Annotated in this window: 18 protein-coding genes; 7 read left to right on the top strand and 11 right to left on the bottom strand. The window is 37.4% G+C overall.

Annotated features, from left to right (window positions below; translation table 11 throughout):
• Nucleotides 1–24: 24 nt before the first annotated feature.
• Both DCK90_RS09700 and DCK90_RS09695 read left to right on the top strand, forming a co-directional pair.
• Nucleotides 25–720 carry a glycerophosphodiester phosphodiesterase gene (locus DCK90_RS09700; protein WP_108246043.1) on the top strand — a complete coding sequence of 232 codons (696 nt, stop codon included), beginning with the start codon at nt 25–27 and terminating at the stop codon, nt 718–720.
• Nucleotides 720–1985 (top strand): BaiN/RdsA family NAD(P)/FAD-dependent oxidoreductase, encoded by a 1266-nt coding sequence (locus tag DCK90_RS09695; protein ID WP_108246008.1) that lies wholly within the window; start codon nt 720–722, stop codon nt 1983–1985. The genes DCK90_RS09700 and DCK90_RS09695 overlap by 1 nt, the downstream gene beginning before the upstream one ends.
• 5 nt (nt 1986–1990) lie before the next feature.
• On the opposite strand, the gene DCK90_RS09690 is transcribed toward DCK90_RS09695, so the two are convergent.
• Entirely contained in the window at nt 1991–2716 is a 726-nt protein-coding gene (locus DCK90_RS09690; RefSeq protein ID WP_108246007.1) for an MIP/aquaporin family protein, read from the bottom strand.
• Nucleotides 2717–2752: 36 nt separating this feature from the next.
• A complete protein-coding gene (gene glpK, locus DCK90_RS09685; protein WP_108246006.1) occupies nt 2753–4249 on the bottom strand; it encodes a glycerol kinase GlpK in 1497 nt (498 codons plus the stop codon).
• Between the two features lie 45 nt (nt 4250–4294).
• Here glpK and DCK90_RS09680 point away from each other — a divergent pair, with 45 nt between their 5' ends.
• Complete coding sequence (locus DCK90_RS09680; RefSeq protein ID WP_108246042.1) at nt 4295–4849, top strand: DUF1697 domain-containing protein; 555 nt, start codon at nt 4295–4297, stop codon at nt 4847–4849.
• On the opposite strand, the gene DCK90_RS09675 is transcribed toward DCK90_RS09680, so the two are convergent.
• Entirely contained in the window at nt 4846–5322 is a 477-nt protein-coding gene (locus DCK90_RS09675) for a TspO/MBR family protein (protein WP_108246005.1), read from the bottom strand. The genes DCK90_RS09680 and DCK90_RS09675 overlap by 4 nt on opposite strands.
• Before the next feature lie 94 nt (nt 5323–5416).
• Between DCK90_RS09675 and mvaD the strand changes: the two genes are divergently transcribed.
• The 4 genes from mvaD to DCK90_RS09655 all read left to right on the top strand — a co-directional run bounded on the left by mvaD (nt 5417) and on the right by DCK90_RS09655 (nt 9401).
• Entirely contained in the window at nt 5417–6502 is a 1086-nt protein-coding gene (mvaD, locus tag DCK90_RS09670; protein ID WP_108246004.1) for a diphosphomevalonate decarboxylase, read from the top strand.
• Between the two features lie 141 nt (nt 6503–6643).
• Entirely contained in the window at nt 6644–7582 is a 939-nt protein-coding gene (locus DCK90_RS09665; protein WP_108246003.1) for a mevalonate kinase family protein, read from the top strand.
• Nucleotides 7583–7592: 10 nt separating this feature from the next.
• Complete coding sequence (locus DCK90_RS09660; protein ID WP_108246002.1) at nt 7593–8498, top strand: geranylgeranylglycerol-phosphate geranylgeranyltransferase; 906 nt, start codon at nt 7593–7595, stop codon at nt 8496–8498.
• 60 nt (nt 8499–8558) lie between these two features.
• Nucleotides 8559–9401: a pseudouridine synthase gene (locus DCK90_RS09655; protein ID WP_199912676.1), complete on the top strand. Its 843-nt coding sequence runs from the start codon at nt 8559–8561 to the stop codon at nt 9399–9401.
• A gap of 281 nt (nt 9402–9682) precedes the next feature.
• Here the strand turns inward: DCK90_RS09655 and DCK90_RS09650 are convergent, their stop codons facing one another.
• From DCK90_RS09650 to DCK90_RS09615, 8 genes are all read right to left on the bottom strand, one after another.
• Nucleotides 9683–10063 (bottom strand): hypothetical protein, encoded by a 381-nt coding sequence (locus DCK90_RS09650; RefSeq protein ID WP_108246000.1) that lies wholly within the window; start codon nt 10061–10063, stop codon nt 9683–9685.
• Entirely contained in the window at nt 10056–11231 is a 1176-nt protein-coding gene (locus DCK90_RS09645; protein ID WP_108245999.1) for a restriction endonuclease, read from the bottom strand. The genes DCK90_RS09650 and DCK90_RS09645 overlap by 8 nt, the downstream gene beginning before the upstream one ends.
• Nucleotides 11228–13732, bottom strand: coding sequence for a DNA cytosine methyltransferase (locus DCK90_RS09640; protein WP_108245998.1), 2505 nt, complete (start codon nt 13730–13732; stop codon nt 11228–11230). The genes DCK90_RS09645 and DCK90_RS09640 overlap by 4 nt, the downstream gene beginning before the upstream one ends.
• Nucleotides 13729–14052: a helix-turn-helix domain-containing protein gene (locus DCK90_RS09635; RefSeq protein WP_108246041.1), complete on the bottom strand. Its 324-nt coding sequence runs from the start codon at nt 14050–14052 to the stop codon at nt 13729–13731. Before DCK90_RS09635 ends, DCK90_RS09640 begins: the two co-directional genes overlap by 4 nt.
• Nucleotides 14053–14345: 293 nt before the next feature.
• Nucleotides 14346–14804, bottom strand: coding sequence for a hypothetical protein (locus tag DCK90_RS09630; protein ID WP_159075803.1), 459 nt, complete (start codon nt 14802–14804; stop codon nt 14346–14348).
• A gap of 124 nt (nt 14805–14928) precedes the next feature.
• Nucleotides 14929–16269, bottom strand: a complete 1341-nt coding sequence (locus tag DCK90_RS09625) for a hypothetical protein (protein ID WP_108245996.1) — start codon at nt 16267–16269, stop codon at nt 14929–14931.
• A gap of 100 nt (nt 16270–16369) precedes the next feature.
• Nucleotides 16370–18559 carry a DUF5916 domain-containing protein gene (locus DCK90_RS09620; RefSeq protein WP_108246040.1) on the bottom strand — a complete coding sequence of 730 codons (2190 nt, stop codon included), beginning with the start codon at nt 18557–18559 and terminating at the stop codon, nt 16370–16372.
• 266 nt (nt 18560–18825) lie between these two features.
• Entirely contained in the window at nt 18826–19728 is a 903-nt protein-coding gene (locus DCK90_RS09615; protein WP_159075802.1) for a hypothetical protein, read from the bottom strand.
• Nucleotides 19729–19968: the final 240 nt, after the last annotated feature.

Raw genomic sequence — 19968 nt, 5'->3', positions numbered from 1 at the left:
TTTCTATTTTTAACCAGTTGTGAAATGAAAACATCGAAACCATTGGTAATTGGCCATAGAGGTGCTATGGGGCACGAAACCGAGAATACCTTGGCATCCGTTCAAAAAGCACTTGATTTAGGTGTGGATATGATAGAAATAGATGTGTTTAAAATTCAAAGTGGTGAAATTGTCGTTTTTCATGATGAAAAAGTGGATAGGCTGACAAATGGTGGCGGCAATATTGAAGAATATAATATTGTTCAACTTCGACAACTTATCTTGGATGGCGGGCATAAAATCCCCATGCTTCAAGATATTCTAAAACAGATAGACAACAAAGTTGTTTTGAACATAGAGCTAAAAGGTCCCGGGACCGCGGATAGGGTAAATTACATTGTAGATTACTACATCAAATCCAAAGGATGGAGTCCGGAGAATTTTGTGATTTCAAGTTTTAATTGGGATGAACTAAGAGATATGAGGTCCCGTAATGCAGATATAAAAATTGCTATACTGACTTCGGAAGACCCAATCAAAGCGATTGTTGTGGCCAAAGAACTGAAGGCCGTTGCTATAAATCCTCATTTTGAAACACTTACGAAAGAGAATACGGCAAAAATCCAAGAAGAAGGATTAAAAGTGTACACATGGACGGTTAACGAACCCGAGGACATCCAAAAAATGACCGAGTTCGGGGTAGATGGAATCATTACCAATTATCCGGAACGTGTGAAGTAATGTACGATATTGTTATAGCAGGGGGAGGAGCAGCAGGATTTTATGCGGCAATTCAAATTGCGGAATTGTCGCCGGAGTTAAATATAGCCATTTTTGAAAGAGGTAAAACCGTACTTTCCAAAGTAAAGGTTTCAGGCGGGGGACGTTGCAATGTAACCCATGGCGAATTTCTTCCCAAAGAATTGGCCACCAACTATCCTCGTGGAGAAAAAGAGCTTTTAGGGCCCTTTCATAAATATGCCCCAATGGATGTTATGGCATTTTTTGAAGAAAGGGGAGTGCCACTCAAAATAGAGGAGGACGGACGGGTTTTTCCTAAAAGTGATTCATCCCAAAGTATAATAGATTGCTTGGTCACTGAGGCAGAGCGTTTAGGTGTGCAAGTTTTAAAAAACAGTTCGGTAAAGGTCATCGATAAATTGAATGATGGTTGGCAGGTAACAACCATGAACAAGCATTACCATACCAAAAAGTTACTGCTGACTACAGGGAGCAACCCTAAAATTTGGGCACAGCTACAAAAATTGGGACATCAGATAATATCTCCCGTACCTTCCTTGTTCACATTCAATATAAAGGATAAAAGGATTCAGGGAATTCAAGGGATAAGTGCGTATGCTACCGTAGAGGTACTTCCAAAAAAGACTTTTCATACCGATAAAAAAAACTTGAACCTTAAGAGTAACGTAAAAGATGAACCGGTTCTTTATTCAGATGGACCACTTTTGATTACACACTGGGGTTTGAGCGGGCCTGCCATTCTGAAGCTTTCTGCGTGGGGCGCGAATATTTTGCACGATTATAATTATTCTTTCAGAATAAGAGTGAACTGGTTGCCCGAATACAGTACCGAATCCATGGAGGCTTACCTTAAAGAGCTCAAAGATGTGGAGGCCAAAAAAACTGTTATGCGCACCAATGTTACGGAATTGCCCAAACGTTTATGGAAGCGCTTGGTGGAAGCAGCCAATATAATGCCAGATGAACGCTGGGGCGATATAAATAAAGAGCAGCTACTTGCGTTGGCCGAACAACTGACAGCTTCATCCTTTAAGGTTGAGGGGAAAAGTACCTTCAAGGAAGAATTTGTAACTGCAGGTGGAGTGGATTTAAAAGAAATCAACTTTAAGACCTTTGAGAGTAAATTACATCCCAATCTCTATTTCGCAGGAGAAATCATTAATGTGGATGCTATCACAGGTGGGTTCAATTTTCAAAATGCATGGACAGGTGCTTACATTGCTGCGCAAGCCATTGTTTCATGAAAACATTATAAGGCCAAAGCAATCCATGCAGCTATCGAGGCTCCCAAAATAGGTCCAACAACAGGTATCCAAGCATAGCCCCATCCACTATTTCCTTTGTTTTTTAAAGGCAAAAGTGCATGAACAATGCTCGGACCCAAATCCCGTGCAGGATTAATGGCATAGCCTGTGGCTCCCCCTAGTGATAAACCAATGCCCCAAACAATGAGAGCAACTGGCAAAGCGCCCAGAGAACCCAGACCTATAATCACATTCTCCGTAGATAGTACTGCGTCTGTAAAATAGAGTACGGAAAAGACCAATACAAATGTTCCCAATACCTCGGAGAACAGATTTATAAATGTATTTGGGATAGCTGGCGCTGTACAAAAAACTCCTCGCTTGGTGTCTCCATCCTCTGTGGCGTTAAAATGATCTTTATGGACCAACCATACACAGAGAGCCGCAAACATTGCACCGATAAACTGGGCCAATATATATGAGGGAACCTCTGTCCAAGGAAATTCACCAGCAACGGCCAATCCAATACTTACTGCAGGGTTTATGTGCGCACCACTGTATGGGCCAGCGACAACAACACCGGTATAAACAGCAAAAGCCCAGCCTGTAGTGATTACAATCCAGCCAGAGCCGTTACCATAGGTTTTTTGTAGGGATACGTTGGCGTTTACACCACATCCGAGTACCATCAGCAAAAAAGTACCTACAATTTCAGATACAAATGGAGTCATATAAAGAAAGTGTTAGTGTTTATGTTACTTGACAAATTAAGTGTTCTCGGTCCAGAACTCCAACGCTTTTATTGCTTTATACCAACCTTTGATACCTCCATCAATGGCTTCACGCTCTTTAGTTGGATTAAAATGCACGTCGGTTTGCCAAATATTTTGGATTTCTTCTGCGCTTTCCCAATACCCAACGGCCAAGCCTGCCAAATAGGCGGCTCCCATTACGGTAGTTTCCACAATCTTTGGTCGTACCGTGACAGTGTTCAAAACATCGGCCTGAAATTGCATCAGCATATCATTTATAGTGGCACCGCCATCAACACGTAGTTCTTTTATGGAAATACCGGAATCCGCTTCCATAGCTTTTAGGATATCCATGGTCTGGTAGGCAATGGACTCCAAAGCGGCACGTGCAATATGGGCATCGGTACTACCCCGTGTAAGCCCAAAAATAGTTCCCTGCGCCTTTTGGTTCCAATGTGGAGCTCCTAGCCCAGCAAAGGCAGGAACAAAAAACACTCCTTCTGTACTGGCTACGGAACTGGCAAGTTTTTCCACTTCAGCTGAGGTTTTTATAATGTTTAGACTGTCACGTAGCCATTGCACCACAGCTCCGGCAATAAAAATGCTTCCCTCGAGGGCATATTGTGTTTTTCCATCGATTTTCCATGCGACGGTGGTAAGCAGGTTGTTGTCGGAAACAATGGGTTTTTCCCCAATATTCATCAGCATAAAACAACCTGTACCGTAGGTGTTCTTGACCATCCCTTTTTTGGTGCACATTTGCCCGAACAAAGCGGCTTGTTGGTCACCTGCAATTCCAGCTATCGGAATGGGAGTAGCAAATAGATTAGGAGTTGTTTCACCATAGATTTCACTGGATTGCTTCACTTCGGGAAGCATGCTCTTGGGAATGGTCAACAAATCCAAGAGTTCATCGTCCCAATCCATGGTGTTGATATTAAACAGCATGGAGCGGCACGCATTGGTCACATCGGTAATATGAAGCCCACCATCCGTCATTTTCCATATCAACCACGAATCTATGGTTCCCATGATCAAATCGCCCGCTTCTGCCTTTTCTCGAGCGCCCTCCACATTGTCCAAAATCCATTTTACTTTGGTACCGGAAAAATAGGAATCGATGACCAGACCGGTTTTTTTTCGAATCAAATCGGATTTACCTTCTTTTTTCAACTCATCGCAATAATCTGCTGTACGTTTGTCTTGCCAAACAATGGCATTATATATTGGTTCACTCGTGTTCCTGTCCCACACCACAACTGTTTCCCTCTGATTGGTAATACCAATGGCAGCCATTTGTGATGCTTTTAATCCTTTCTTGCTAACGGCTTCTGCGGCCATACCTGCTTGGGTCGACCAGATTTCATCGGGATCATGTTCTACCCATCCCGGTTTTGGAAATATCTGTGTGAATTCTTTTTGTGCTACGGAAATAATGGTTCCCTTTTGATCAAAGACCACGGCACGGGAACTTGTAGTGCCTTGGTCCAAGGCAAGGATATATTGATTCATTTTGCTAATTTAAGTGCGTTTGAATTTACTAAAATTAATTCGGGTTTGGAATCCATCATTATGGGGAATACACATATAGCTTTGTTGCGCGGAATCAATGTAAGTGGTCAAAAAAAGATAAAAATGGCCGATTTAAGGCAAATTTTGGAGGAAAATGGACTAAAAAATGTCAAAACCTATATCCAAAGCGGCAATATTATTTTTGATAGTGAACCGGTGGATAGGAGTGCACTTCAGGAAAAAATAGCGATAATTATACGTCAACAATTTGGATTTGATGTACCTACCTTGGTGCTTAGGAAGAATGATGTGGAACACATATTGAAATCCAATCCCTATTTGGAAGAAGCGGATGAAAGCAAGTTGTATTATGTGTTGATGAAAAATACTCCCGAAGAAGTATTGGCGCAACAGTTCAGTCAGCTTCAGTTTAAAAATGAAGGTTTTAAAATCACCGATACCTGTGTATATCTTTTCTGTAAAAGTGGCTATGGTAAGGCAAAACTCAACAACAATCTCATTGAAAACAAACTCAAGGTAAAGGCTACTACCCGTAACCACAAAACCATGTTGAAATTATTGGAATTGGTTTCGGATTAGGCGTTGAGCTCCCAAATTTTGTAGTTCAGTGCCGAAGCAAAGGCTACCCACAGGACATAGGGTATCATTAGGATGGCAGCAGTCTTACTGATGACCTTGAACCATTTTATGGTAAGTATGATCATTGTCAAGAGGGCCAAAATCACAATCATACCGCCCAATGGATTCTTTAGACCAAAAAAAACGATGCTCCATAAGGCGTTGAGCAATAACTGAAATACGAAGTGGTACAATGCCGTTTTTACCCAAATATGGTGATAGCCCTTGGACCAAACCAGACCGGCGGCCACACCCATCATAATATATAATGCTGTCCATACTGGGGCAAAAAGGTAGTTTGGGGGCGTAAAAGAAGGCTTGTTCAGGGTAACGTACCAATCGTTAACGGAGCTTTGGGTGGCGATGCTCGCCAAAAAACCAATGGCAAGGCAGACCAAAACGCTCAGGGTTATGTAGATAATTCTTTTTTTCATGGTTGGTACAACTTCGACTAAAATAAGAATTTATTTGCATCCGATTTCCAGTAAGTTTGTCGCTGCTTATATTTGTTGAAATAATCCATCCTCCATGACGGAAAATGATTTTTTGCCCGGTAATTATCAAAAATTGCCAGTAAAAGGCAAGGTTGCCTGGAAAGCACCAAGCAATATTGCCCTTGTAAAATATTGGGGAAAACGTCCCGTTCAAATGCCTGCCAATCCATCCATAAGCTTTACATTGGATACTTGCGCAACGACCACATCCGTAGCTTTTGAAAAAAAAGACAACAACACAGGTTTTTCTTTTGACTTATTTTTTGAGGGAAAACCGAAGGACGATTTTAAACCGAAGATCCAAACCTTTTTGGAGCGCATAGAAAAGTACCTTCCCTTTTTAAAGGAATACTATTTTACCATCGAGACCTCAAACTCCTTTCCGCATAGCAGTGGTATTGCCTCCTCTGCCAGTGGCATGGCAGCACTGTCATTATGTTTGATGGATATAGAAAAGCAACTAGACCCTGCCTTGGATGAAGCATCCTTTTATGCCAAAGCTTCGCATTTGGCCCGTTTGGGTTCTGGAAGTGCCTGCCGAAGTATTAAGGGCAGTCTGGTTCAATGGGGAAAACACAAAAATATTCCAAATAGTTCTGATGTGTACGGAATTGAATACCCCTTCGAGGTGAACAAAGTTTTTAGAACTTATTGCGATACCATCTTGTTGGTCCACAAGGGACAAAAACAGGTCAGTAGCACGATGGGGCACCAATTGATGCACGGTCACCCGTATGCGGAAAATCGATTTCAACAGGCATTTGATAACTTGGACAAGTTAAAACCGATTTTGGCAAGTGGCGATTTGGAAGAATTCATCAAGCTAGTGGAAAGTGAAGCATTGACCTTACATGCCATGATGATGACCAGTATGCCCTATTTTATTTTGATGAAACCGGATACTTTGGAAATCATCAATAAAATTTGGGAATACCGAGAAACCACCAAAACCCCCGTCTGCTTCACCTTGGACGCCGGCGCAAACGTGCATTTGCTCTATCCCGATGCTGAAAAGGAAAGAGTGCGCGATTTCATCAAAAATACATTGGCAAAGCACTGCGAAAATGGACAGTATATCCACGACCATGTAGGGAAGGGAGCTGTTAAAATAAAGGGCTAAAAATGAACAGCTAAGCTGTTTTTTTACGTTATTTGCCAAGATTTTGAACGGACAGGAACAGGTTTTTAAAGATGAAATCAGTTTGTTTATCGATATTTATTAAAAATTAAACAAAATTTGTTTGTATCTTAGTGGTAGTATATGAAAGGTCCATTATTTTATTCAAAGATTTTATTGTTCGGGGAGTACGGCATCATCAAGGACTCCAAAGGACTATCCATACCTTATAATTTTTTTAAGGGGGCGCTCAAAAGGGACAAAAACGATTCCCAAATGGCCCAAGCATCCAACAAAAGTTTGAAGGCTTTTGCCGAATACTTGAAAAACCTTGAACTCGAAAATCCTGGGTTGGTTTCTTTTAACATTGAAGCTTTGGAAAAAGATGTAGCCGATGGAATGTACTTTGACAGTTCCATTCCCCAAGGCTACGGAATTGGCAGTAGCGGTGCATTGGTCGCTGCTATTTACGACCGTTATGCCACCGATAAAATCACGGTACTGGAAAACCTGACCCGCGAAAAATTGCTTCAACTCAAGAAGATTTTCGGGAAAATGGAATCTTTTTTCCATGGTAAGTCCTCTGGATTGGACCCGTTGAACAGTTATTTGAGCTTGCCCATACTTATCAATTCCAAGGACAATATCGAATCCACAAGCATTCCTTCGCAGAATACGGAGGGAAAGGGTGCAGTTTTTTTATTGGATAGTGGTATGACGGGAGAGACTGCACCCATGGTACAATTGTTTATGGAGAACATGAAGCAGGAAGGTTTCCGTAATATGATCAAGAACCAGTTCATCAAACATACAGATGCCTGTGTGGAAGACTTCCTGAACGGCAATGTGAAATCTTTGTTCGGAAACTTAAAACAACTTTCCCACGTGGTTTTTGACAACTTCAAACCAATGATTCCGGCTAAGTTTCACCAACTTTGGCAAAAAGGTATCGAAACCAACGATTATTACCTCAAACTTTGCGGTTCCGGTGGCGGTGGATATATTTTAGGCTTTACCCAGGACTTGGAAAAAGCCAAAAAAGCACTCAAAGGCCATAATCTGGAAGTAGTGTACAACTTCTAAAAGCAAACGCATGCTTAGTAGAAAAAACAAACTCTTGCTGTTTAAGCTATTGAGTCTGTTTTCTGTGGTTCGGGGCTACAATATCCTCGTGATAACCTTTGCACAGTACTTGGCCTCTATCTACATATTGTCACCCAACATACCTTTGCGTAAAGTGGTTTTGGATGTAAATTTGTTCCTTATCGTAACTGCTTCTGCACTTACCATAGCGAGCGGGTATATCATAAATAATTTTTATGACGCGGAAAAGGACTTGATCAACAAGCCTACCAAAAGTATGTTGGATCGTTTGGTTAGCCAGCGTTTTAAACTGACCACCTATTTTATTCTTAACTTTTTGACTGTTTTTGCAGCGAGCTATATTTCATTTAGGGCGGTATTGTTCTTTTCGGCCTATATTTTTGGTATCTGGATTTATTCGCACAAGCTGAAACGTATACCTTTTGTCGGCAATTTGGTATCGTCAACTTTGGCCATTGCCCCGTTTTTTGTGGTTTTTGTCTACTACCAGAACTTTCAGACTGTGATTTTTGTACATGCACTTTTCTTGTTCCTATTGATTTTGGCCCGGGAAATGATCAAGGATCTGGAGAGTATGGCAGGCGATTTGGCACAGAACTATAAAACCATTCCTATATTATATGGGGCTGGTGTCTCAAAATCCATTATCACATTTTTGATTGTACTCACTTTGGTTCCCGCACTTTTGTTGATCAAAACGTTCGATGTTGGGTATATGCATTACTACTTTATGGCCTGCGTGGTATTTTTGATTTTTTTCTTGGCACTGTTATGGAAGGCGGAAGGAAAAAGACACTACGTTTGGCTGCACAACATCATCAAATTTATTATTGTGGTGGGCGTTTTCAGTATTTTGTTGATAGATGTGGATGTGGTACTGAACCGAATTTTGTAATTCTTTGTTCTTTAGGATTTTTGGAACTTAAAAAGACTACATTTGCAAAAAAATCGACTGATGGCGAAATCAGACAACCATAGGGGCAAAAGGCCCTCAAAAAACTTCAAGAGCGGGGACAGAAAGAAACCGTTTGACAAAAAATTTGCATCCAAACCAAGGCAGAGCGCTCCTAAAAAGCCATCCAATCCGGATGAAATTCGGTTGAACCGCTACATTGCCAATGCGGGCATTTGTTCCAGAAGGGAAGCCGACACCTATATTGCTGCAGGTAATGTTACCGTAAACGGCAAAGCGGTAACCGAGATGGGCTACAAGATAAAACGTTCCGATGATGTCCGTTTTGATGGAAAGCGACTCAGTTTGGAAAAAAAGGAGTATGTGTTGCTGAACAAGCCAAAAAACTTTATTACTACAACAAGTGATGAAAAAGGGCGCCGTACCGTAATGGAACTGATTTCGAGCGCATCGAACAACCGTTTGTTGCCCGTAGGCCGATTGGACCGAAATACGACTGGCTTGTTACTTTTTACCAATGATGGTGACCTCACAAAAAAATTGACGCACCCAAAGCACAATATCCGTAAGATCTACCACGTACATTTAGACAATAACCTAAGTTTGGGCGACCTCCATAAAATTGAAGCCGGTTTGGAACTGGAAGATGGCCCCATTACCGTTGATAGCGTGAGTTACATTCAAGGTGCACCAAAGCGTGAGGTCGGGGTAGAAATCCATAGTGGAAGAAACCGAATTGTACGCCGCATTTTTGAACACTTGGGCTATAATGTGACCAAACTAGATCGGGTAATCTTCGCCGGGTTGACCAAAAAGGATTTGCCACGTGGGCACTGGAGACACTTGACCGAGCAGGAGGTGGTCAATTTGAGGAATATTAAATAGTCGCTTATTTAAGAAAGATTTTTTTGTTGCACTTATCGGTTTGTATATGAAAAGTAGCGAATTTTATGCACTAACTTTTCGGATTATAACTGACCTTTAATTTATTTATTTTCGATTAAGCTCTTAAACCGCTATTTTTTATATACGTTGTTGTACACTGGCTTTTTTGGTTCAGATTGTCATTCAGCGTTGGCGAAAGACATACTCTTTGCCAAGTTTGTGGCTTTAGCTGTTGGCTTTTGAGCGACTTGGCAATGTGTATGGCTTTGTGTGTTCGCTGTCTATAGAGCTAAACCTCTATCGAAATCAACTTGGTATTGGGCTGGTACAGAAGTTCTAATCAATGAAGCATTTTGCGTTGGGCCAAAAGTAAATTGGTGATTATCAATTAAATCTTGTATAAATTCATTACAATTTATTCGGTGTAAAACTTTTTTTCCTCTTCCTTTTGTGAATTTTCTTTTTAATGGTGGTGTAAATTTATTGAGGTTATTATAGCAATTCATCCTAATTTCTGGACCCCAAGCTCCTTGATTTTGATTTTCTTCTCTATACAAATCACAAGAACCATCACCTTTAGCAATAAAACCTAAAGTTTCATAGTATTCTTCAGGTGAATCAAATCTCATTTTTTTTCTTTTTCCAAAGTATTGTTTATACATAATTTCTGAATTTTAAAATATTATGTTTTACTTCTTCAAAGTCCATTCCATAATTAAACCTGTCAGTTTCGTACCCTAAATTCAAAACGTCTATAAAGTCTTCTAGTGAGTAATCATTTTCTCCAGAACAAATATTGATTTCTATTGAATCTAATTTAGAAATCAGACAAATTGTCTGATAAGTTTCATCAATGACAGATGTTTTATTATTTGGATGAGCTCTATAATAATGTTGATTAGGTGTTAAGATTATTATATTTTCCGGTAAATCTGCAATTTGAGGAAATTCACTTTCCATAAATATATGATGCGCTTGTAAACCTGGATATTGTTCAAATCGATGTATTTCACTGTATGGTTGAAGTTTTCTAACAAAATTCTTTGCTTTAGTAACTTGATATCTAAAATAATTTTTATTGTCAACAACATCTTCAAATAGAGCTTTTGCTTCTTCTCTTGTAAGAGATTTATCTTTATTAATATCTCGCCAATTAGGTCTGTTGTAGTATAATTCATCAAGAGAAATAACTGTTTGTGAAATTCTCCCTTTTCTAGTTCCGAATTTTTTCTCTCTGTAAGCTAATGGGTTTATGATTTTAGTAAATATTCTTGAAATATCTACTGGGTCATTTTTTGGCGTATTTTGTATAATAAAATCAATGAAACGAGTTTTTAATCGTTCGTAGCCAGTTTTATTTTGAGAAATAAAAAACTCATCAAAAAGAATTTTAATACCACTATCTGTAATTAATCTCTCTAAATATTTTTGTAAATACGTTACTGCATTTCTTTCACGCATTCCCATATATTCTAAAACATCATTGTTTGAAACAGTATATTTATAAGGTCGCTTTGTTAAATCTTCTTCTAATATTCCTGCATATGCAAACATCTTGATTGGTTGAGAAAAGAATTTATCGTATTCATTTTCAGCTTTTTGAACATCTGGTTTGTTGAAAACTTCTTTCACAAGCTGATTTGAATAATCAAAATATCTGATGTCATTTATGGTAAATGGTTCTTCATTTTCGCTCAAATACTCCAAAATACATTCAGCAACACCTGAAACTACATCAGGTGTTACTTTTTGGTCCATAAAAGTTCCAATATTTTTTTTCCTAATATCTAAATCTATACCATTAAAATGGTCGTCTATTATTTTACTCATTCAGTTATTTCTTTCAATAAGCCAAAGAAAAATACAGAGTTATTGTCAATGTTTAAAGACCTTGTTCCGTAGTTTCTTGCAACTCTGTAATAGTTTTCAAATTCTTCACTACTATAAAATTCTAAATCTTGTTCTGTTGGTAAACGACTTCCATTTTTTAAGGTTAATAAAGCAACAGAACCATCAGTGATTGAATTTTTTGGTAAAAAACTTGCTCTTGGGTAATAAGTTAGATTTGGAACCATTACTACATCAGATTCGTTGTAGAATTTAGAAACAGCAAGTTCATCAATTTCATCAACGTAACAATCATAGCCATCAATTTCCTTTACTTCATTGTTACCAATGTTTCTTGATTTTAAAACTCTTACTTTACCTTTAGTTTGTGTAATTGATTTTGTTATTTGTCTATCTCTGAAACTATTAAAAATATCAAGTTTCATTTTAGAGACAACATTGTCGAAACTTGCATCTCTGTAAATTAGCCAATAAGGAAAATCATCAGAAAAAATATATTTTTTACTTTCATCCTTGTAAGAGTTTTTGATGTAACTTTCGATTATTACACTATCTTTTGTTGGAACAGAAGAAGAGCATAAAAAACTTACAGTTTCAATTTTTACACCCTTAAAAGCTTTTTCGCCATAGTCGCATATTTTCTGTAAATCACAACCTTTTAAAACCTCTCTTGTTTTATTAAATTCAGGTGCATTTAATAAACTTTTAGGCACTATTAAAGAAACATAGTTTCCTAATCGCAATGACTTTTCAATAAAAAAGGAAAATATATTATTGGTGTCAGAATTGTGAGTTTTAAATTTATATAAGTCTAATAACTCTTTGTTCTTTGTTACTTTTCCATATGGTGGATTTCCAACAACAATGTCGTATTTTGTTTTACAATTCCATAGTAGAAAATCAATGTGTTTGAAATTAATTTTAAAGTTTTGTGGAACTTTAATTTTTGACAAAATTGTCTTTAAAATTTGCAATGAATTGTTGTCAATATCGCAAACATCAAGAATTACTTCGTCTTTGTTTTCATATTTGTCAAACAACAAAGGGATAAAATTACCAACTCCTACAGATGGTTCAAGAATTCTTATTTTCTTTTTCTTTTTTAGTTCTGGTAAATCTTTTATTACAGAATAAGCAATATCCTTTCTTGTAAAATAGGCACTCGTTTTTAATCTTTCCGAGTTTGAATGTTCTGCTATTAAAAAAATATTATTTAAAGAATAGTTTTTAAAGTTAGTCTTGATGAAACGTACAATATTATCTGTTTCGTTTAGCTTGAATTCTTCTTCAAGAGATTTTATTTGAGATAAAGACAAACTTTCACTTTTGTTAGCTTTTTTAATATTTGAAGCAATGTTTTTAAAAACCCCTGTTGGAACTGCTTCTCCTAAACAATGTCTAATGTTAAGTTCTTCCTTTTTTAAGAAAGCCTTTTTTTCTAATTCTGTAAACACATTAAGTTTATCAATTTTAATATGCGACCATTCAAAAGATTCTGGAATAGATAACATTCTCATTAATTCTCTTATTGAAAAGACTCTATTATCTGATGGGTGAACCGTATTTTGACTTGCTAAAATGTCATTTCTTGTGTGAACACAAGGACCTTCTTTATTCCAATACCAACGAGCATATTTATCTCCATTCTTACTCTTATTATAAACAACTTCTCCGTTAATAATTCTGTGAGGAATTCTTTCAGGTTCGGAATTTTCAAATGCTGATTGACCTTCTTCTAAATTTTCAATCCAAGGAAGCATTCGTTGGTCAAATTCGCGATAAGAATGAAAAATGTCATTTGAAATTTCTCCCATTTCTGTTAATGATGGTAAATCTCCAATTAACTGATGCAAAGTTTTTGATTTTTGCTTTTTAGGAAATATATCATAAGGTGTTATGTTTGGAATATCTTTTCTTACTCCAATAACTAATGTCCTTGTTCTACTTGAATTGGAACCATATTCTTTGAAGTTTACAATTTTGTATAAAATATTATAATTTCCTCCAAGATTATATTTAATAGCTTCTTTTATTGGTTTTACAACACCATCAATATCTGTACACGTTGTATTTAAAAATGCTCGAACATTCTCAAAGACAAAATATTTTGGAAGAATCTTATTAGTTAATTTTATTGATTCAACAACTAAGGAATTTCTTGATATTTCGTCATTTTTTTTGTGATTGGCTACTGACATACCTTGACAAGGTGGTGTTGCTATTAAAACATCTGGTGTTTTAATTTTATGTTTCTCTTGCCAATACTTTAATTCATTAAGAAGTTTATGTTTAACTTCTTGTTTGGTAATATCTCCATCAATGTATCCACTTTCATATTTACATTTGTTGTTAAAAGTTTGAATTTTAAGTCTTTTAGTAAGTAGTTCGTTAGTTGCAATACATTCAAAACCATTAAGTTTGAAGCCATAGCATCCAACTCCTGCACTACTGAAAAGGCTAATATATGTTAATGGTTTTTTCATAATTCTAATTTTCCTTGTTTTACATTCACATTTCTGTAATAGTTAGCAGTATCTTCTGCTACAGAAAAAATGGATTCAGAGCATTTATATTTTAAAGCTTCTTTTACAAACTTGTCAGCAAAAAATAAATCGGTAATAATTTGTAAATCAGTTTGAAATAATTCAGCAAGTTTTTTCAATTTCGATTTACTGAATTTTTGACTTCCGTTTTCAATTCTGCAAATAGCACTTGTATTGATTCCGATTTTAGTTCCGAGTTCGGTTTGTGTCCATTCTCGTTTTTCTCTTTCAGTCTTAATATAATTTCCGAAACTTGTCATTTGACCCATTTTTAGCAAATGTAAAAATAAATTGCGATTTTTATATCAACTTTCGGTTTTTGTTTTCAATTAGCGAAGGGAAAAGGCAAGTTCTTTTTATTTTGTGAGGTACGAGTAAAATGAAATGTGCTTGACTGTGCGGTTGGCTTTTCAGAGCTTGTGTACAACGGTTAGCTAAATATCGTTTCAATGATTTTTAGCGTACGATAAGTGAAGTTAGCTTTTTTTTTTGAATAAAAATGCCATTCTGGATTGACCGTTACATGATATGAATTGACGGATACCTGTTTTTTTTAATGATATCTTATTTTAATACTGCTAAATCCGCCCAAACTATCATAGCCACACCAGATGTGTCCCCAATCAAAATTGGTTGTACCTCCAACCTCTTTTTGGAGCCAGGATTTATAATATTCTAAATGTTTCATTTCGTCTTCATAGCTCCAATCGTTCCAATTTTCTTTAAATTCAAAGGGGACTGGGCTGATAAAAATTTCAAGGAGAAATAATTTGTTGTTGGTGAAGTTCAAACGGAAAATAAAATACTCGCCATCAACCACCACATTTCTAAATACTATTTTTTGTTGTTGAGCGCCTTCTGTTCCAGCGAATTCAGGACTTTCTTTTCCAATTGTCCATTTTTGTACACTATTAAAATCGACATGGGTGCCAAATGCTATGTCTTTGCCAATTACTAAGGTGCCGGTATTTTCGTCAAGCATTATTTCGGGAATATTGATAACACGACCCAAGTTCGGAAAATTTCAGGTTATCGCATGCCTTAGATTGACGGATGCCCCTTTTGGATTGATAGATATTGAGGCAATGTGTGAAAGTTTGCAAATTTTTGGGCACCTTTTGTTCAAATATTAATGCTTATTGACTTATCAGATAGAACTCATGGTCATGTAACATTTCAGGATTTGGTTGAGCAAATGAGGCATTCAAAAACTCTTGATAATCATAAGCATTAAAGTGAAAGGTACTATTTTGATAATTTAGACCTTCAATATCCATTTGAGGATAAGTAGTCAATATTTCCTCAGGGAGTTTGAAATAAAATGTTTTATAGGAATTTCCATGGTTTATGGTCCAATCCGTATAATTGGAACCTACATCTTCAGAATCTGAAAAAGCACTCCAGAAATGACTTTGTTGCGAGAAAGTTTTCGGAGATGTCACATTAAATTGAAAATTATTCACCGACGAATCTATTACTTCTAAGCTCCAACCTTCGACACCGGCCCCTGAAAGACCTGTAGGTGGGTCTCCATATTTCCTGTAACTATATTTAATGTTGTCCTTGGTATAAACAAAGTAGGTTATATATTTATCGAAGGCATCCAAATAACCAACGTTGAGGGTGTCAGCAATTATTTCATCGTTGACAGTGTTGAAAATCAGTGCTAAAATATGACCTCCTTGTTCAGCAAATTCCTCAGTATCTTCAAACCCAAAAACTGATACATGGTATTCACCTACTTCAGGAATAGAGAGAGGAATTGTTTTATCAAAACCTTTCATTTGTTCGCTGTTAACGGTTATAGTTGTGGCATTACTTAGATTGTCAATAAACAAATACTTACCATTTCCGTATACATCGTAAATAGAAAGTAGATATCTGTTTTCTTGGAACACAGGAAGTGAGTCTATTGAAATATCGGTCAAATTTTCCGACCTGGTTAAAGATTGACTGGCCAAAAGTGTCGTTCCATATTTGTTTGACAAAATCCAAGAAGCGGGCGAATCTAAATTTACAGCATTAAAGGTCAATTTCCCAATAGGGGAAACATTATAATTATATTTAAGCCCATCTTCGCCAAGTTGCCAAATAGCATTAGTTTCAACTGAAGTATAACTGGTAATTTTATATTTATTTAGTGAATCACGGAGTTCAACATTTACAATGCTAATATTATGTTCGGTCACTAGAGATGAAGTGTTGGTTTTCAATGTTATTTCCGAGCCATTTTTCAACCGAGCATAATCCAAGATGTTTCCATTGTTTACATCATGGCTTACAACCCAGTTCTCGGTAATAATTGAGAAATAATCTTCAGGTACGCGAATGGTAAAATAAGTATTTTCCTCATCCGTTATAGGCTCTTCTTTGTCGGGTTCTTCCGATTTTGGTTCTTCCGGATTCTCAGTCGAACCTTTGGAGCATGAAAAAAGAAGAAATAAAATCGTAAAGTAAAAAAAGAATAGCTTTTTCATGTTAGTTTTTATAAGAATTTAAAATACCAATTAACTATACTACAAAGGATAAGACTTAGTTCAAACGTAAGTTTTGTCCGTCAAAAAGAATTCTCCTTCATTATCGATTAAACCAATAGGTGAATTTGAGCGTTAACGACCATAAATTTCCTTCAAGCGGCGATAGTTGCTCATTGTTGTTGAATACCAAAAATAAATCGGAAGCTGGTGCATAGCGCCACTGCAACCGGGAGTTAATGCCAACATTGTTGATTTGTTCGTTGTACTGGAATAGGGTGTTCCAAAACAATTTATTGGTAAAAGTGATATCCGCTTCGGTGCCCACGAGCCAAAAATCCGTGGTATACCATGGTTCGGGCAGATCAAGATTATTATAACTGAGGACGGCACCCAAACTCACGTATGGCTGAAAACGATATCCCAGTTCCGCATTCAGGTTGGTACGGTATCCCCCAGAAAAATAGCGGCCCAATCGGGTAGTCAGATTATAGGTGAACAAACTTTTGGGACGCGAATTGTAAGAGAGGTATACGCCGTTCCAATGATGGCGGGTACCGGTTGCCAGTTCCTCCTTGCCTGTGTTGGTGGGGTCGAAAGGAGCCAATAGCTGTACGTATTCATTAAAAACATCCACGCCCAACGAGCTACGGTCCATAAAGTTTACCGCATACCCTAAAATGGAAACATAATCTGTAGAATTCATATTAGGATCAAAATAATAGAAACCGGTGTATTGTGGTCCATGACTCACTACGGTTTCACTGGCAGGTAAAAACAAATGACCAACGGAACTTTCGAGTTTGATGTAATTCTTGCGTGGAACAAAACCTACCTCGGAGGTAAAGTCGTCCGATATATATTCTTGTTGTACCCGCCAATTCCATCTACGGCTGCTATATTGTAAATGGGCTCCCTGTGCAATTCCATTGTAGGAAGAGTCGGGACCGAAGGATTTCAACATAAAAACTTTTCCATTGTACTTATTGTCTGCAGAGGCCAAGTTATATTCCAACCCAAGGTTCCTATTGAACTTCGTGTATTGTGTTTGAAGGCTATCGGCCAATGAATTGTAATCCAGCGATTCCTTGTTAACGAACATCAAACCAATATTGGAACGCGAGAATACCTTTTGTTGTAAAGAGAGTACGGCAAAATTTTGACTGGGCAGTCCCGTTTCTTCCAATTTGTCCGTCTGCATGTCCATCATCCCCAAACGGAGGTTACGGTTGAGGTTTCCACTAACCCTTGCCCCGGCAATTATGGGCACGCCCAATCCGATTCTGCGGGAAAAGAAAGGACGTATCTCATCATATCCAAAACTGGCAAAGAGGTCAGCGTTTTCCAGAAAGAACTGACGCCTTTCGGGGAAGAAGAGCTCAAATCGGGTCAAATTGGCTACTTGACGGTCGGCTTCAACCTGTGAAAAGTCTGGGTTTATGGTCAAATCCAAATTTAAAGATGAGGTGAGTCCCAGTTTCACATCGCCACCCACCTTAAATTCGTTATCATAGCTGATGTTATCTATGCTCGAATTGCCAACAGTACCCAACACATAAGGGATTATGGAATAATTGAGCCCCTGTTTTGGGGGTGGATTATCCCAGACCATAGTGCCGGTGTAGGCCAAAGATGCCGTTGGGAACTGTCTTGGAATTGGTGTCCAGCTCGATTTTTCGTTGGTGCTTAAATCTAGCCTTGAAAAGTTTACGCCCCATTCGGTCACGTCTTTTTCATACCGGATGGATTTGAAGGGAATGGCCATTTCTACCACCCATTTGTCTTCATAATTTTGAACTTCCGAAACCCATTTACTGTCCCAATTCAGGTCGATACTGCCACCGTTGGACATGGTGCCATCCCATTGGGCACCATAAGCGTTTGCCCCAAAACTAAATCCAGTGGTCTGATTATTGAAAGGGTCCATGAACAACAGAAAATTATCGTTGCCCCCAAAGGAAAAGTCCCTGCGTAGTGATTCCACTACATAGGTGTTACCTGGAGTCTTAAAAAAAGTAGCCAACAGATAGAGTTGTTTGTCATCGTAAGCCATTTTAACTTCTGATGGTTGTGTGGCCTTGCGATCGTCCATGGGCAAAACCATGAAAAAGTCGTTTGCGGGCTCGGCTTTTTGCCAAGTGTTCTCGTTGCCAATACCGTCAATGGTAAAGGTTTCGCTAGTACGAAACAGATGAATCTTGAAATCAGCATTTTTCTTTTGGGCATGTAAAAACACACAAAAGAACATGGCCAAAGCCATGAGCACGGGGGTGAGGTTGGTTCGGTTGATCATTGTTTGTTTAGTGCGGTAAATGTAATAATTTACTTTGTTTTTTAACAATGAATTAAAATTAGTGTGGTTATATTGTCAAATAACAAAATAGTGGATTTAGGATGAAGTGATTGGGAGCGGGGATTAGGTGCTGTTGTTATGGGTAATGCTACTGGCAGTTGTGTTGTTTCATGTGTATTTTTAGTTTCAATTATTGATAAAGATAAACTGAAAATCTGCACTGTAAATTTTCGAAAGTAATTGCTTTTACCACTTGTTATCCACAGTTATTTCATTAGGTTCTTTAAATACTCATCAATTTTATCTGTCCTTTTTAAGTCTGATTGTTCCAATAATTCTATGTATTCCTTAAATTCTTTAGAAGCTATCGAGCTTGGGTATTCAGTTACAATACTATTCATTAATTCAAATAGATTTTTACTAAACTTTCCTGTTGTCCAGTCAAATGATGGTGTATTATCTTGTCCTGAATATATTAGGAAAAGGTAACTATTGAACTCTGATTCAGCAACATGTTTATAGTCTAAACCCTTCGATTTTTCCAGTAAATTACCCCAAAGTAATGCTCTCTCAACAAGAAGATTTTCTGATATTATTATTCCAGCGTCTTCGCAGCAAATAGAATCAATTTCCTGACAATAAAGATTTATGAAATCCATTGATGTTGAGTCAAGAAATTCTGCTAAATCTGATTTAATAAAGTCAGTACTCTTTTTTATGTATATCATCCCTTCGGATTGTGCGATACTAAATCCATTTGATTCTACTTCATTCTTAAATTCAATTGCATTTTCATAAATAATATCATCTGGAGCATAAGCTAATGTATTCAATGAGTCATAATTACTTAAATCAAATAAGGTGTCATTAAAATCCTTTTCGACTTTGCTATACTCATCTAAGAATTTCATAATATGCTTGTCAATGTTTTTTGAATCTTGTTGTAATTCCGAAATTAGTGTACTTTTAAGCACTTGATTTATTGACCAGTCAAAAGTCACAATTTCTGGCTCAGCGTCAACAATTGTTTCTGTATTAACTGAATCTATATCTGTTTCTATGTAGGCACTTTTAATATTATGATCAGATTGTGATGCATTATTTCTATTCTTACACGAAAGCAAGGTCAGAAAAACAGATATAATTACTATAGTTTTAAGTCTAGTCACTTTTTTTAATTTTGGGTAACATGAAAGATATGATTCGCTTTAATACTTCGGCTACGCTCAGTACAAGGTGAATTATATCGACCGATAAGTGAAGTTAGCAGATTTCCGGTTGAATCTCCAGAAGAAATTGACCAATGCCCTACTTCAATTGACGGATGCTCTAATTTGCCATATTTTTAGACAAAAGATTAATTGGTTGATGTGTCTAAGAAGATTTTTAGCAATAAGCATCTATATCAA

Origin of the sequence: Muricauda brasiliensis, from assembly GCF_003057865.1 — a bacterium.
Classification (GTDB): domain Bacteria; phylum Bacteroidota; class Bacteroidia; order Flavobacteriales; family Flavobacteriaceae; genus Flagellimonas; species Flagellimonas chongwuensis.
Note: the sequence above shows the minus strand (reverse complement) of the source record. Positions and strands in the feature narration are given on the sequence as shown.